11 protein-coding genes are annotated in these 14,834 nt (G+C 67.7%); 5 read left to right on the top strand and 6 right to left on the bottom strand.

The genetic code is table 11. The annotated features are described in order from the left end of the window. Positions 1-2: 2 nt before the first annotated feature. Both AC6JAC_RS21450 and AC6JAC_RS21445 read right to left on the bottom strand, forming a co-directional pair. On the bottom strand, positions 3-1,280 hold the full coding sequence (locus AC6JAC_RS21450; RefSeq protein WP_497966571.1) for an ABC transporter substrate-binding protein: 1,278 nt from the start codon (positions 1,278-1,280) through the stop codon (positions 3-5). Positions 1,281-1,349: 69 nt separating this feature from the next. Next, positions 1,350-2,363 carry a hydroxyacid dehydrogenase gene (locus AC6JAC_RS21445; RefSeq protein WP_028270306.1) on the bottom strand — a complete coding sequence of 338 codons (1,014 nt, stop codon included), beginning with the start codon at positions 2,361-2,363 and terminating at the stop codon, positions 1,350-1,352. Positions 2,364-2,528: 165 nt separating this feature from the next. Here AC6JAC_RS21445 and AC6JAC_RS21440 point away from each other — a divergent pair, with 165 nt between their 5' ends. From AC6JAC_RS21440 to AC6JAC_RS21425, 4 genes are read left to right on the top strand one after another with little or no spacing between them, the layout of a single operon-like run. Then, on the top strand, positions 2,529-4,523 hold the full coding sequence (locus AC6JAC_RS21440) for a heparinase (RefSeq protein WP_497966569.1): 1,995 nt from the start codon (positions 2,529-2,531) through the stop codon (positions 4,521-4,523). After that, a complete protein-coding gene (locus tag AC6JAC_RS21435; protein ID WP_497966567.1) occupies positions 4,513-5,664 on the top strand; it encodes a LacI family DNA-binding transcriptional regulator in 1,152 nt (383 codons plus the stop codon). The genes AC6JAC_RS21440 and AC6JAC_RS21435 overlap by 11 nt, the downstream gene beginning before the upstream one ends. Beyond that, a complete protein-coding gene (locus AC6JAC_RS21430; protein ID WP_497966565.1) occupies positions 5,661-6,368 on the top strand; it encodes a ThuA domain-containing protein in 708 nt (235 codons plus the stop codon). Before AC6JAC_RS21435 ends, AC6JAC_RS21430 begins: the two co-directional genes overlap by 4 nt. A gap of 22 nt (positions 6,369-6,390) precedes the next feature. Next, positions 6,391-8,316 (top strand): DUF2264 domain-containing protein, encoded by a 1,926-nt coding sequence (locus AC6JAC_RS21425; RefSeq protein WP_497966563.1) that lies wholly within the window; start codon positions 6,391-6,393, stop codon positions 8,314-8,316. A gap of 39 nt (positions 8,317-8,355) precedes the next feature. Here AC6JAC_RS21425 and AC6JAC_RS21420 read toward each other — a convergent pair whose 3' ends face one another. Next, positions 8,356-8,955, bottom strand: a complete 600-nt coding sequence (locus AC6JAC_RS21420; RefSeq protein ID WP_028270311.1) for a MarR family transcriptional regulator — start codon at positions 8,953-8,955, stop codon at positions 8,356-8,358. 422 nt (positions 8,956-9,377) lie between these two features. On the opposite strand from AC6JAC_RS21420, the gene AC6JAC_RS21415 reads away from it, so the two are divergent. Beyond that, on the top strand, positions 9,378-11,864 hold the full coding sequence (locus tag AC6JAC_RS21415) for a phosphoketolase family protein (RefSeq protein ID WP_497966561.1): 2,487 nt from the start codon (positions 9,378-9,380) through the stop codon (positions 11,862-11,864). Between the two features lie 58 nt (positions 11,865-11,922). Here AC6JAC_RS21415 and AC6JAC_RS21410 read toward each other — a convergent pair whose 3' ends face one another. The 3 genes from AC6JAC_RS21410 to AC6JAC_RS21400 form a co-directional block, all read right to left on the bottom strand. Continuing rightward, entirely contained in the window at positions 11,923-12,681 is a 759-nt protein-coding gene (locus AC6JAC_RS21410; RefSeq protein WP_028270313.1) for a DUF429 domain-containing protein, read from the bottom strand. A 3-nt stretch (positions 12,682-12,684) separates the two neighbouring features. Further along, positions 12,685-14,025 (bottom strand): carboxylesterase family protein, encoded by a 1,341-nt coding sequence (locus AC6JAC_RS21405; RefSeq protein ID WP_028270314.1) that lies wholly within the window; start codon positions 14,023-14,025, stop codon positions 12,685-12,687. Positions 14,026-14,190: 165 nt separating this feature from the next. Further along, positions 14,191-14,679 (bottom strand): inorganic diphosphatase, encoded by a 489-nt coding sequence (locus AC6JAC_RS21400; RefSeq protein ID WP_028270315.1) that lies wholly within the window; start codon positions 14,677-14,679, stop codon positions 14,191-14,193. Positions 14,680-14,834: the final 155 nt, after the last annotated feature.

Here is a 14,834-nt window from a genome sequence, read left to right as displayed (position 1 = left end):
GGCTACTTCAGGACTTCGTCCTTGACGCGCTTGCCCATCTCGGCGATGCCGTCGGCGACGGAGCGCTCGCCGACCATGATGAGGTCGTGCTCCTGGTTGAGGATTTTGTCCGTCGCTGCGGACTTGTCGCTCACCGGCATTTCAAGGGCTGTCTCGTCCGGCGTGAAGGCCTTCTTCGAGAGCTCGTCGGTGGGCAGGCCGTCCAGCTTGAAGTACTCCGCCGTGACGGCGTCGTTCTTCAGGGCCGGCACAACGCCGATCTTGGAGATGGCCTTGGCGCCTTCCTCTCCGGCTGCCCACTCGATGAACTTCTTGGCTTCATCGGAGTGCGCTGCGTTCTTGTTCACAGCAAAGGCGGTGGGGGAACCGAACGTGGTGACCTTGCCGTTGGCGTCCTTCTGCGGCAGCGGAGCCAGGCCCCAGTTGACGTTGGTCTTGCCGTCCTTCTTGGCCTGGAGGATGCCGGCGATGTACCAGGTGCCCATGGGCATCATGGCAGCCTGGCCGGATTCAAACATGGTGCGGTAACTGGTCTTCTGGCTCTTCGCGGTGCCGAAGTCCAGGGTGGCACCGGCCTTCTGGAGGTCCAGCGCAGTGGTGTACTGGTCCTGGAAGAAGCCGTAGTCGCCGCTGACCTGGTCGCCGTCGTTCTGGGCAGCCGCGATTGCCTGGACCACCGAACGCCAGATGTGGTGGTACGTGCCGTAGACCTTCTTGCCGTCGGCGGTGCTGGTGAGCTTCTTGGCGAGTTCGGAGTACTTCTCCCACGTGAGGTCCTTGGGCTCGTCCACTCCCGCGGCCTTCAACAGGTCCTTGTTGTAATAAAGCAGCCAGAAGTCCTGCCGGTACGGAGCGGCAAAGTACTTGCCGTCCAGGTTGAAGGCGTCCAGGCCCGCAAGGTTGTCCTTGCCCACCGTGTCCACCACACTGTTGATCTCCTGCAGCTGGCCGTTGCTGGCGTATCGGGAGTAGTCGATGACGTTCTTCATGGTCAGGACGTCGGTGGTGTCGCCACCGGCCAGCATGGTGGTGACCTTCTGCGGGTAGTCGTCCGCCAGGATGTCCACGGGTTCAATATCGACGTCGGGGTGGGCCGCTTCGTAGCCGTCGAAGAGTGCCTTGAACTCCGGCGTGCCCTCGTAGTTCCAGACCGAGACCGTCAGCCGGGTCTTGCCTTCGGCTGCCTGCGGTTCCGCGGTTCCGGCGGCGCCGGCGCAGCCTGTAAGGCCAAGTCCGGCGGTTACCGCCAGTGCGATCCCGGCGAGGGTTGTGCGCTTCATTGCGTTCTCCTTAGTAGGGGTTAAAGTTTGCCGCACGCGCGGCCGTCAAGAGGTGGGGCGGGGTGGGGCCTAGGCGCTGAGGCCCAGGTCTTCGTGCATTACCTGGGCCAGAAGGTCCTTGCCGGCGAGGTACCGTTCAAGGTCGTTCAGGGCTGCATCCGACATCCTCCGCGTTTCGGTCCCGAGGGAGCCGGCGATGTGCGGGGTGATGATCACGTTGGGAAGGTCGTACAGCACGGAGTCCGCGGGCAGGGGCTCGGGTTCCGTGACGTCGAGCAGCGCGGTGATGCGTCCCGTGGCGCATTCGGCTTCGAGTGCTTTGGTGTCAAGGAGCGAACCGCGTGCGGTGTTAATGAGCGTTGCGTGGTCCTTCATGGCGCGAAGCTCCCGGGTGCTGATCATGTTGCGTGTTTCCGGCAGGGCCGGTGCGTGGATGGTGACGACGTCGGACACCGGCAGGAGTTCCTCAAGGTTCACCAGCCTGCCGCCCGCAGCGGCCACCTCGAGGGGATCGGCGTAGGGATCGCTGACCAGGCAGGTGACGTCCTGGAGTTGCTGGACCAGTTGGACCACCCTGCGGCCGATGCGTGAGAAGCCGATGACGCCCACCACGCGGCCGATGTTTCCCAGCTCGCCCCGTTCGGTGGCGTAGCGCCAGTCATCACGGGAGACGCGGGCATCGTTGGCGAGAACGTGGGCCTTCTTGCCGGCCAGGACGATCGATGCGAACGTGAATTCGGCGACGGGGATCGCGTTGGCGTCGGCGCCGTTGGTCACGAGGATGCCCCGGTCCCATAGTTCTTCGCTGACGAAGCCCCGGACCGTTCCCGCGCAGTGGAAGACGGCGCGCAGCTTGGGCATGCGCTCCAGCCGCTCTGCGTTGAGCCGAGGCACTCCCCAGCTGGTAAGGAGGATTTCAACCTCCGCCAAACGTCCTGCGAGTTCGGGTGAGTCCAGGGAATCCGTCCACGGCTGACCGCCGAGGTCGACCAGTCCTGCCAGCCGGTCCAGCCGCGTGGAATCAAACTGGTCAGCAAAGGTTCCGCTATTCATGACCAGCAGTGCCTGGGGCTTGAGCGACATTGAGGGGATCCTCCCTTCGAGTTTCGGGCGGCCTGCTCGGCCGGTTATTTATGTGTTGCATCACATCTAATAGTCAGTACATACTCATAAACAAGACAATTCATTCAACCCAATCGAACTTGATCTGAAACGATCAGACTCGAACAAGCGAGGGAAGAATCCAGTATGGCAACAACCTCCGGCACCGCAGCCGTGGAAGCGCCGCCACTGTCCAGCACGCACCCGCTGCGCGCAGCGTGGGGCAGTAAAGCTGACGCCCCTGCGCTGATTGAGGCGCTCCATGGTTCGAGGCGGCGCCTCATCGTCCGTCCCGCGTCCGACGGCGCGTGGCAGCCCGCCGGCTCCCGCCCGCTGGGGAAGTTGGCCGCCCGCGCGAAAGACGAGAAGGGGAGCCCGTGGCCCCAGCCGCTTGTGTCCCAGTACGCGAGGTACTTCCGCGATGGAAACCGCACGGCCTATGAGGGTCTCGTGGCGGATCGCCAGCAGCGGCTGACCCGCGCCGTCGTGATGGCGGCTCTTTCCGGAGAGCCTGACTGGCTGGATGAAGCGATCGACGGGGCGTATCTCCTGTGCGAGCAGAGTTCCTGGAGCTGGGCCGCGCACGACGACGTCAACAGCCGCGCCGGGGAGGTGGTCCCGGACCGCTCGCGCCCGTATGTGGACCTTGGCGCAGGCGAGGTTGCGGCGCAGCTGGCCTGGCTGGACCTGGTGCTGGGCGAACGGCTGGACGAGCGGGCACCAGGGCTGCGGAAGCGCCTGCGGGACGAAACGCACGACCGCGTGATCCGGCCTTTCCTGGACCGCCTCGACTGGCACTGGCTCGGCCTCGACGGGGATGTCCACAACTGGAACCCGTGGATCCACTCGAACATCATCGTTGCCGCGCTGCTCCTCGTGGGCGATCCCGCGCTGCAGGCCCGCACCATCGCACGGTGCATCGAAGGCATTGACCGTTTCCTCGCGTCCATCCCGGACGACGGCGCCATCGACGAGGGTTTCGCCTACTGGTGGAACGGCGCGGGCCGGGCGCTGGAAGGCCTCGCGGTCCTGGAACAAGCCACCGACGGGATGCTCGACGCCGACCTCCCGGTCACCCGTGCGCTGGCCGCCTTCCCGCACCGCATGCACCTCGGCCACCGGTGGTTCCTCAATGTTGCCGATGGTCCGGCGCGCGCAGCCGGCGGGCTCCCGTGGGACATGCTGCACCGGTGGGCCGTGCGCCTGGGCGACGCGGAAGCCGCGCAGCACGCTGCGGCCTTCGCCGGCACGGAACCTGATGCGGCGGCGGGACTCGGCCGGGTCTTGCACTCGCTGTTGGCGCCCCGTCCGGGGGCCGGCGGGAAGCGCCCGACTGAGCCGCCACTGACGGCCTTCGCCTACCTTCCGTCCGTGCAGATCATGGTGGCCCGGCAAACTCCGGGCACCGTGGCCGGCCTGACCCTGGCAGCCAAGGGCGGCCACAACGGCGAGCACCACAACCACCGCGACGTCGGCTCGGTAATGGTGGCCGTCGACGGTGTGCCGCTGCTTGTGGACGCCGGCCAGCCCACCTACACCGCCCAGACTTTCGGACCCGACCGCTACGGAATCCGGGCCATGCAAAGCGCCTGGCACAGTGTCCCGGCGCCGTTCGGGCTGGAGCAGGGGACCGGGAAGGAGTTCGCCGCGACAGTCCTCCAGGAGCCCGCGGCGGACGAACCGGCGCTTGCCCTCGGACTCGGCGCAGCCTACGGGCTGGGCCACGCCGAACAGTGGATCCGCACATCGCTGCTCAACCGGGAACAGGGCACGGTTGTCATCGACGATCGCTGGAACCTGCCCGAACCGCCGCCTGGGGGGCTTCCGCCGGAAGGAACGAACGACGTCGACATCACGTACCTCGCCGCCGGCACCGTGAGCGTCGGTAGTGACGCGATGGCCACTGTTCTGCCGCACGGTATCCCGGCGGACGGCCTGCCGGCCCGAAGCGGAGGACGGGGCGTCCGGTTGCGCTGGAAGCCGGCCACCGCCGTCGTACTGACGGACGAATGGCATCTTGACGATCCGCTCCTGCGGGACGTCTGGGGCGAAAAACTGACCCGCCTGCGGTTCCGCATGCCAACCGAAACCCGCGCCTCCGGCGCGTTCACCCTCACTGTGGAGGCAACTCATGAGCACTGAACCAGGCCCGGAAGCGGGCGGCAAGTCCCTGTTCTCGCTGCAGCGCCGTGAGCGGCTCATGGAGGAACTGCGGGCCCACGGGGCCATCACGGTCCGTGGCATCGCCGCGAAACTGGGTGTCAGCGAACTGACCATCCGGCGTGACGTGAACCTCCTCGCTGATGAAGGGCTGGTGTCCCGCGTGCACGGCGGCGCCACGCTTCCCAGTCCGCTGGACCGTTCCGCGACTGCGGGCCGGCCGTCGCCCCACAGCTACTCCATCGGCATGGTGGTCCCTTCCCTGGACTACTACTGGCCGCAGGTCATCAGCGGAGCCCGGGCGGAGGCCGAGGAGCAAAACCTGCGGATCCTGGTCCGCGGTTCCGCCTACGACGCTGCCGACAACCGCCGGCAGGTGCAGGCCCTGCTGGACACCCAGAACATCGACGGGTTGATTGTGGCCCCGGACATGACCGGTGAACGCGGCCAGGAGCTGCTTCGGTGGCTCAATGCGCTGCCCATCCCGGTGGTGCTGGCGGAGCGCCGCTCGCCCGGCGACAACCCGGCCCACCGCCTTGAGTGGGTTGCCACTGACCATGCATTCGGCGCCGGCATGGCGGTCCGGCACCTGTGGCAGGAGGGCCACCGGCAGATCGGCTGCCTCACCGATTCCTCCAGTCCCACCAGCCCGCACGTGGTGCGGGGGTGGCGGCAGGCCATGAAGGCCCTGAAAATCCCGGTGGAGAAGTCCGTCCATGAAGACTCGGCCCAGCTGGTGAACGGCGACCGCGCCGCGCACTTTGACCACGTCCTCGAGCTTTGCAAGACCACGGGGACCACGGCCATGCTGGTCCACTCGGACACCCAGGCGGTGGCGTTCGTGCAGCACTGCGTGGACAGGGGAATTCAGGTGCCGGGGGACATGGCGGTCGTGGGATACGACGACGAAGTGGCCTATCTTGCCGAGCCCGCCATCTCTGCTGTGCGGCCGCCCAAACAGTATGTGGGGAAGGTTGCCGTTCAGCTCATGGCGGCACGCCTGGCGGAAGGAAGGTTGCGGCCGGTACACCGCATTGAACTGAACCCGGAGCTGATCCTCCGGGAGTCATCGGTCGGTGCGCCGCGGGTTCCTGCCGCAGGCGTGCTTCAGGACTCCCTGTGACCGCGGCTGCACCGCGGGCGCTGGTGCTGAGCGGCACGGGGCGGTACGCGGATCCGTGGCATCCTTTCGCGGAGACTTCCGCGGCCCTGGCGGTGCTCCTGCGGGAGGCCGGCTTCGGCGTGGAGACTCCCGACGACGTCGATGCCGCCCTGGCCGGGCTGGCTGCCCCTGGCCGGTCAGCGCCGGAGGGGCCCGTCGACGCCGGCCTTCCCGGGCTGCTGGTGGTGAACCTCGGCCTCCCGCGTGATGGCCGGCCCTCGCCCGGAACGCCGGAAGCCATGGCAGGTCTGCGGCGCTGGCTGGCGGACGGCAGGCCCATGCTGGTGAGCCACGTCAGCTCCACCAGTTTCCTGGACTTTCCGGAGTGGGCGGAGGCGCTGGGCGGCCGCTGGATCCGCGGAACGTCAATGCACCCCGACTACGGCCACGCGGAGATTCGCGTGCGGCCGGAATCCGGTGGCCTGGTCGAGGGCATCGCGGACTTTGAGCTGCTGGACGAGCGCTACAGCTATCTGCAGACAGCGCCTGCCATCAACGTCCATGCCACCCACACTTACGAGGGCCTCGAGCATCCGGTCATGTGGTCCCTGGACCGGGGCCCTGGCCGGACGTTCTACGACGCCCTGGGCCACGACGCCGCCTCCTTCGAATCTCCTGAGCACCGCGAGCTCCTGCTGCGCGCCATTGCGTGGCTCACCGCCTAGCCTCCACGACCCCAAGGAACCCATGCCACTCACAGCGCCTCCTGCTGCCTTGACCCTGCCCGCACTGGACCGCGCGTTGTCGCCGCACACCGGCCTGACCCGTGAGCACTGGTGTGCCTACGCCGACTTCCTGCTCCGCTCCGCCCACCGGTACGGCAGCGAAGACCACGCCAACCTCCGGCTGCCTGGTGCCAACAGCGCCTACGGCCCGCGAAGCGATGCGCTGGAGGCGTTCGCACGGACCTTCCTTCTGGCGTCCTTCCGGATGGCAGGCGACCCCCAGGGGACAGGCTGGATTGCGGACTGGTATGCCCGTGGCCTTGACGCCGGGACCAACCCTGCCAACGAGGACCGCTGGCCCACGCCCGGGGAACTCGGACAGGCCAAGGTGGAGGCGGCCTCGCTGGCGGTCGGGCTGGCGCTGACCCGCGACGTGCTGTGGGACAAACTCCCGGAGCGCGTCCAGGCACAACTGATCGCCTGGTTCGAAACGGTCATCGGAGAGGAATACCCGCCCATCAACTGGGTGTGGTTCCAGATCGTGGTGGAGACGTTCCTGGCCGGCGTCGGAGGACGATATTCGGACGGGGACATCGACGCCGGGCTGGCCATCCATGATTCCCTGTACCGCGGCCACGGCTGGTTTGCCGACGGCCCGGAACGCGCCTATGACCACTACGTCGGCTGGGCCTTCCAGGTCTACCCGCAGCTCTGGGCGCTCATGGCCCCGGACGATCCGCGGGTCCAGGCCCGTAAAGTGCGTGACGGAGAGCGGTTGGCCGACTTCCTCGACGACGCCGCCTGCCTTGTGGGGGGCAACGGCGCGCCGCTGATCCAGGGACGCAGCCTCATCTACCGCTTCGCCGCCGCCGCGCCTTTCTGGGCGGGTGAGCTTTCGGGACACACCCGGCTGTCCCCGGGAATGAGCCGGCGGGCGGCTTCCGGGATGCTGGACTATTTCGCCCGCCGCGGGGCGATAACCGAGGACGGCCTGCTCTCCATCGGCTGGCACGGCGAGTTTCCCGGCATGAGGCAGTCCTATTCAGGCGCCGGCTCACCGTACTGGGCCGCCAAGGGGTTCCTCGGGTTGGCCTTACCGGCGGATCACCGGGTGTGGACCGCGGTCGAGGAGCCACTCCCTGTGGAAACAGGCGATATCCAGCGGCTCATCACCGCCCCGGGGTGGCAGGTGGACGGAACCGCGGCAGACGGTGTGGTGCGCATCCGGAACCACGGGACGGACCACGCCAACCCCGGGGTTGCAGCCGCAGACTCACCGCTCTACGCGCGCCTCGGGTACTCCACGCATACCTTCCCGGACCTTGAACCGGAATCCTTGGATAACGCCGTCGTTCTGGTGGACAGCGAGGGCCGGCTCACGCACCGCACCGGCTTCGAAAACCTCGGCCAGCGGGACCTTGGCGGTGTCCTCGCCGGCGCGTCCCGGGCCTGCACTAACTGGATTGCGGTTGATCCCGATGGCGGTCCCGACCACGGCAGCGGCGCCACAGGCACGGCAACCCGGGGTCCCGAGGTGACAGTGGTGTCGCTGACGCGGGGTGCGGTGGAACTGCGGCTCGTCCGTGTCCGCGGCGCGGCCCCGGACAGGGAGGCTATCCTGCGGATCGGCGGCTGGCCGGTCGATGCCGGTTCGGCGGTGGCCAGCCGGATCCGTCCGCTTGCCGGCTGGGGCTTGCCCCTGGACGACGCCGGAACCTGGGACCGTGAGGGTCCGCACCCGATGGGGGAGTGCCTGACCATTCCGTGGGTTGGCACGTCGGGGCGGGTGGCGGACGGTGACTACGCCGCCGTCGTCGGGCTTGGTGGAAGGGGTGCGGAGCAGGCGCTGGACGGTGCCCGGCTGGTTGGCGGGGGCCAGCGGTTCGAGTTCGCGGACGGCACCCAGGTTGACCTTGGCGCCGTGTGGGCGGAGTACACCGCACCGTAAAAGTCGCAGAGCCCGCAGCGCGGCGCGGGCAGCACCAGCTCAGCGGACCTCGAGAATCAGCTGCAGCAGCCGGGCCGCAGCGGGGCGGGCCGCGTGCTCCTCGTTCCACTGGGCCCTGGCCACGGCCTTGCTGACAGCCTGGGTGGTGATGCCAAGCTCCTGGGCGACAGCCTTTTGCTGGCCTCGCACGCCGGGCGTCAGCAAATCCAGGACACGCCACTCTGCCGCGCTACGGTCGTGCACAATGTGGCCGAGGAGCTTCAGGACGGCCTCTGCTTCCGCGGCGAGATCTGCGAACGGACCGTCAACTGCAACGGGGACGCGTTCCTTGCCGTTCCGCAGGCGGTCCACGGCCCGGCGGGCGTAGATCAGGCCATGCCCGGTAGCGTCCCTGATCTGGTTGGGCAGCGGCTCATTCACCGGCCCAACGCCGATCCCGACGAACCAGCTGCCGCAGCGAAGGGCGATCAGGGCAGCCTCCACCGCCTGGTGCGGGAACTCAACGATGCCCTGGACCTCGTCCTCAACCGACCGGTCGAAGTCGAGGCGCGCCGGTATGTGCCGCAGGTCCTTGAGCAACTGCGGCACCCGGTCACCGTCGCGCCGGCTGTCCGTTTGATTGATGGTCAGCGTGAACATTCTGGATGACAGACTACCCGGTGACGGCCCGGGCTCAGCGGGAATCTGACAGGCGGACAGTTCCGTGCTGTCGCTGCCCACCTTGGACGCGGCGGGTTCCTGACCATGCACCCATCATCTAATCCAAAGACGCCGCGGAATGGACGACGGCGGGCGGCAGCGCTGGTAATGCGGCTGCGGCTTCCGGGACGCCAGTCCCGGCGCCGTCCGAACCTGATGCGGGCTGCGCTGTGGCTGTTACCCGTGATTCCCTGGCGCGGAACACTACCGCAAACTGTCCCCGCACACCCAGTGAAATCTTGTCCTCAGGGTTCAGCGTCTTCAGCAGCCGGTCCGCGTCCGTTATTGCCCTCGCGGCGAGACCAACCCATCGCTATGAACTTCTCGTCGAAAGTGTCCGGGGTTGTGTCAGGCGCGTGGAGATGTTGCGATGGGAGCTGTGCCACCGACGGAGCCCCAGCGAAACGAGGACTGCAGTGACCAGTGACGTGAGTGATGCCCTGCTTGGTGACTCCGAACTTGGGCTCGTGGACCGCTGGTGGCGGGCGGCCAACTACCTGTCCGTGGGCCAGATCTACCTCCGCTCCAACCCGCTGCTGCGCGAACCACTCCGTGCGGAGGACGCCAAGTCCAGGCTCCTGGGCCACTGGGGCACCACCCCGGGACTCAACTTCGTCTACGCCCACCTCAACCGGGCCATCCGGCGGGACCGGCAGGAGATGCTGTTCATCGCCGGACCCGGCCACGGCGGCCCGGCGGTGGTGGCCAACGCGTGGCTCGAGGGCACCTACTCGGAGATCTACAGCAACGTGGGCAACGACGAACCGGGGCTTGCTGAGCTGTTCCGGCAGTTCTCCTACCCGGGCGGCATCCCCAGCCACGCCGCTCCCGAGACCCCGGGCTCCATCAGCGAGGGCGGCGAACTCGGCTATTCCCTGGCGCACGCGTACGGGTCCGTCTTCGACAATCCGAAGCTGATTACCGCCGTCGTGATCGGTGACGGCGAGGCGGAAACCGGGCCGCTGGCGGCCAGCTGGCACTCTCACAACTTCCTGGACCCCGTTGCTGACGGCGCAGTGCTGCCCATCCTGCACCTGAACGGCTACAAGATCGCCAACCCCACGATCATGGCCCGGATGCCAGAGGCCCAGCTGGAACAGCTCCTGCGCGGCTACGGCCACCAGCCGTACTTTGTCACCGTGGCGGATCCCGACGACGTCGACAGGGCCCACCGCGATTTCGCCGCTGTTCTGGATACGTGCCTGGCTGACATCCGCGCCATCCAGTCGGAGCGCCGCGCCGCCGTCGCCGTGTCGTCGGACGGCGCCCCGTCGCCAGCCGACGCAGGCGCCGGCGACGACGCAGGCGCCGCCCGGTGGCCCATGATTGTGCTGCGTTCACCTAAGGGCTGGACCGGACCCAAGCAGGTGGACGGCAAGCAGGTGGAGGGCACCTGGCGGAGCCACCAGGTGCCGCTGTCCGAGGTCCGCACCAATCCGGAGCACCTGGCCCAGCTGGAACAGTGGCTCCAGTCCTACCGGCCGGGCGAACTGTTCGACGACGCCGGCCGGCTCATGCCCGACGTCGCGGAAAACGCTCCCGCCGGGGAGCTGCGGATGAGTGCGACGCCGTACGCCAACGGCGGCATCCTGCTGCGCGACCTCAAACTGCCGGACTACGGCAAGCACGCCGTCGAGGTGCCCGTGCCGGGCGTGGAGCGGGTCAGCGCCATGATCACCCTGGGCGGTTGGATGCGGGACGTTGTTGCGCAGAACCCCGAGACGTTCCGGCTTTTCGGCCCCGATGAGACCGCGTCCAACCGCCTCCAGGACGTCTACGACGTCACGGACAAGGTCTGGCAGTACCGGATCGACGACGTCGACGAGCACCTCGCGCGGGCCGGGCGCGTTATGGAGGTGCTCAGCGAACACCTCTGCCAGGGCTGGCTGGAAGGCTACCTCCTGACCGGCCGGCACGGAGTGTTCAGCTGCTACGAGGCCTTCATCCACATCGTCGACTCCATGTTCAACCAGCACGCCAAGTGGCTCAAGGTCCACCGGGAGCTCGCCTGGCGCCAGCCCGTGGCGTCGCTGAACTACGTCCTGTCCTCGCACGTGTGGCAGCAGGACCACAACGGCTTCTCGCACCAGGACCCGGGCTTCATCGACCACGCCGTCAACAAGAAGGCCGAGGTCATCCGGGTGTACCTGCCGCCGGATGCCAACACGCTGCTCTCCGTCATGGAGCACTGCCTCGGATCCAGGGACTACGTCAACATCGTGGTCAGCGGCAAGCAGCCCTCACCCACCTGGCTGGGACCCGCCGATGCCGCCCACCACTGCCAGCGCGGACTGGGGATCTGGGAGTTTGCCGGATCCGAGGTGCCGGGAGAAGAGCCGGACGTGGTGCTGGCCTGCGCCGGGGACGTACCCACGGTGGAGACCGTCGCCGCCGCGGAGTTGCTGAAGGAAGGCGCCCCCGGGCTGAAGATCCGGGTGGTCAACGTGGTGGACCTGATGCGGCTCCAGGACGACCGAGAACACCCCCACGGGCTGAGCTCACGCGACTTCGACGGCATCTTCACCGCGGACAAGCCGATCATCTTCGCCTACCACGGCTACCCGTCCCTGATCCACCGGCTGGCCTACCGGCGCACCAACCAGGAAGGCCTGCACGTCCGCGGCTACAAGGAAGAAGGCACCACCACGACGGCGTTCGACATGGCCATGCTCAACGGGATTGACCGCTTCCAGCTGGCCATCGACGCCATCGACCGGGTTCCCGGACTGGCGGAGCGGCACTCCCTGCTGCGCCAGTCGCTGCAGGACCAGCGCATCCGGGCGCACAACCACACGCGCAGCCACGGCGAGGACATGGCGGAGATCCGCGACTGGACGCTTGGCGGGTAGCCCCGGGGCGGGCAGCGCTCGGGGCGTAGCCCGGGAAGGGTAGTCCGGTGAACGCAGGTTACCCGGTCCCGGGCAGGCCCGCGAGCGGGCCGGACGGCACATGGATCCAGCCTTCGCTGAGGGCCGCGGCGGCATGGTCATCCGGCGGCATCAGGGTCTGGCGGAGGCTCACGGCGCGGGCCGTGAGCGAGGCGATGACGGCGTCGAACATGTCGTCGGAGGCTTCGAGGGCATCACGGTATCCGGCCAGGTCCAGCCAGGGCGCAGCGGCGGTCAGGCTGTCCAGGATCACGCCCAGCCGCTCCGCCTCCGCGGTGCCGCGCCCTTTGTAGCCGCGGGCGCGGATTCCCCAGAGTTTCAGCGAGGCGGCGGGGTAGACCTCCGCCAGCCGCCCGGAGCCGTCCCTGGCCTGCGGGCCGTAATCCTGTGCGATCTTGGCCTGGATGACCGCGCAGCGCATGGCGGGATGGGCCAGCCGGTCCGCGGAGACGCTGAGCGGAATGAGGCCGGTGGCGCCCGTGACGAACCTGTCGGTGTCCCTGTAGGCCAGCAGCCGGCGGCCCGCAATCCCGTCGTGGTCCAGGACCGGATGCGGGTCGAACTCCAGGTGCCCGGCAAGGAACGGAAGGAGTGCGTCCGGCCAGCCCAGCGGGCAGTCGACGCCCGTCAAGTCGCTGCTGCCGAACAGCTCCACGATCTCCTCGTCGGTGACGTCCAGGGAGAGGTGGACAAGCCGCGCACCACCTTCCGTCCACTCGAGAACCGCCGCCGCGGTTTTCCTGGTGGCCGCAGCGAGGTCCACGCCCAGGGTCCTCACGGGTCAGGCGGAACGGTAGCGGAGCGTGCCGGGGAGTTCTCCCCGGGTATCGAGGCCCTCCCCGGAAGCGAACCGGGCCCAGATGGCGCGGAGGGCGCGGCCCTGGGCGTCGATGTCGTCCCAGGTGGCGCCCGCGACAAGGCCGGCCGTGGCCCACGTCTGTTTGTTTCCGAACAGCAGCGGCAGGTCAACCGTGTGGGCGGCCCCAAAGTAGTTCCCGGGCGCGGCCCACGTGAGCACGTAGCTGTACGCTTTTCCTCCGGCCCGGGCATGCCGCCGGGCGAACTTGCGGGCGGCCCGGCCGTAAACGGCTTGGGTCACGGCACGGCTGACTGCGTTAACGACGGCGGTTCCTAGCACCGGGATTTTGGCCAGGCGTTCGGCGACGGGGTTTCCCGGCAGGAACATCCGTGCCTCGTCGGCGGTATGGCCGATCAGGACCTCGATGCCGGGCGCGGCCGAGTTCCACGCGGCTTCAATCTCGTGTTCCGGCGGCAGCGGTGCGTGTCCGTACTGCGTGCCGAAGGGCATGGCGGCCTTCAGCCCGTACTTCCGGGCCACCTGGGAAACACGCCCTTCGATGGCAACCACGTCCATCGCGGGGGTGTCTTCGGTGACATGTTCCGCAGCGACGCCCATCGCGGCGTTCATCTTCTCCCGGCCCCGGGTAATGCCCAGGGGCGCACTCTGGATGATGGCGCGCTGGAACAGCGAGGCTGCCTCCGGCGTCGCCATCAGATGCGCGACGGCGTCGCCTCCCGCCGACTGGCCAAAGGCGGTCACGCGCTCTGGATCGCCGCCGAAGGCGCGGATATTGCGCTGCACCCAGCGGAACGCCTCAAGCTGGTCCAGCAGGCCGAGATTTCCGGGCCGGCCTGTGCCGGTCGCGAGATATCCGAACAGGCCCAGGCGGTACGTCACGGAGACAACGATGACCCGGTTCTCGGCCACCAGGGTCTTGGGATCGAAAATGGCCAGGTCGCCGGAGCCCGAGGTGTAGGACCCGCCGTGGAGCCACACCATGACCGGAACGCGCTCGCCGTCGGCAAGGCCGGCCGGGATGGTGATCGAGAGGCGCTGGCAGTCTTCGCTGCCGGGAAGCTCACCGTAGCGGGTTCCGAGGATGTCGTCGAGGAACGGCACCGGGCCCTGCGGGCACGCGGGGGAGAGCGAGGTTGCGGCCAGGACTTCGGTCCAGTCGGGTGCACTGGCCGGCGGCTGGAAGCGGCCCGCCGTGGCGTACGGGATTCCCGTGGCGCGCACGACGTCGCCGTCGCGCCAGCCGCTGACCGGCCCGCAGGGCGGACTGAAGCACGGAGGATTGAAGGCAGGAACGTCACTCATAAGGCAACGATTTCACGGAAGGCTGGCACACTCCTGAGAACGACGACGGCGGGTGCCGGGTTCCCGTGCTCCCCGCCAGAGCGCGAGCGGACACTTGAGGCCCCGGAATCCGCAGATTCCAGGGCCTCAAGTGTCCGTTCGCGCTAATGCGCGGCGATGGCGTAACTAGTGTGCTGCCGGAACGTAGCGCTTGATGGAAGCTTCCAGCTCGGCTTCGGCAGCGGCGCGGTCGCCCCAGCCTTCAGCCTTGACCCACTTGCCCGGCTCCAGGTCCTTGTAGCGGGTGAAGAAGTGCTCGATTTCCTTGATCAGGTATTCGCTGACGTCGCTGACCTCTTTGATGTGGTCGAAGCGGGCGTCGGTGGGAACGCAGAGGACCTTGGCGTCCCCGCCGCCGTCGTCGGTCATGTTGAACACGCCGATGGGGCGGGCTTCAACGATGACGCCCGGGTGCAGATCGAAGTCCTGCAGGAGCACCAGTGCGTCCAGCGGGTCGCCGTCTTCGCCGAGCGTGTTCTCGAAGAAACCGTAGTGGGTGGGGTACTGCATGGACGTAAACAGGACACGGTCCAGGCGGACGCGGCCGGTCTCGTGATCGACTTCGTACTTGACGCGTGATCCCTTGGGGATCTCGATGGTCACGTCATGCTTCATGGAATGCTCCTCGACTTCAGGGTGTTCGCGGCACACAGAATGACCAGCAAAAGGAGTGTCGGTGCCGCCGACTACTATTGAGGATATAGCGATAGGCCCAGGTTTCATGAACTAGTGGGGACATTTCAGGACTATAAGGACCAGCAGCAGCATGA

Source organism: Arthrobacter sp. KUASC02 (assembly GCF_059739395.1).
Note: the sequence above shows the minus strand (reverse complement) of the source record. Positions and strands in the feature narration are given on the sequence as shown.

What these genes read in the sequence shown, in the direction of transcription:
- AC6JAC_RS21450 (WP_497966571.1), bottom strand. Translation starts at nt 1,280, where the DNA reads ATGAAGCGCACAACCCTCGCCGGGATCGCACTGGCGGTAACCGCCGGA.
- AC6JAC_RS21445 (WP_028270306.1), bottom strand. Translation starts at nt 2,363, where the DNA reads ATGTCGCTCAAGCCCCAGGCACTGCTGGTCATGAATAGCGGAACCTTT.
- AC6JAC_RS21440 (WP_497966569.1), top strand. Translation starts at nt 2,529, where the DNA reads ATGGCAACAACCTCCGGCACCGCAGCCGTGGAAGCGCCGCCACTGTCC.
- AC6JAC_RS21435 (WP_497966567.1), top strand. Translation starts at nt 4,513, where the DNA reads ATGAGCACTGAACCAGGCCCGGAAGCGGGCGGCAAGTCCCTGTTCTCG.
- AC6JAC_RS21425 (WP_497966563.1), top strand. Translation starts at nt 6,391, where the DNA reads ATGCCACTCACAGCGCCTCCTGCTGCCTTGACCCTGCCCGCACTGGAC.
- AC6JAC_RS21420 (WP_028270311.1), bottom strand. Translation starts at nt 8,955, where the DNA reads ATGTTCACGCTGACCATCAATCAAACGGACAGCCGGCGCGACGGTGAC.
- AC6JAC_RS21415 (WP_497966561.1), top strand. Translation starts at nt 9,378, where the DNA reads ATGTTGCGATGGGAGCTGTGCCACCGACGGAGCCCCAGCGAAACGAGG.
- AC6JAC_RS21405 (WP_028270314.1), bottom strand. Translation starts at nt 14,025, where the DNA reads ATGAGTGACGTTCCTGCCTTCAATCCTCCGTGCTTCAGTCCGCCCTGC.
- AC6JAC_RS21400 (WP_028270315.1), bottom strand. Translation starts at nt 14,679, where the DNA reads ATGAAGCATGACGTGACCATCGAGATCCCCAAGGGATCACGCGTCAAG.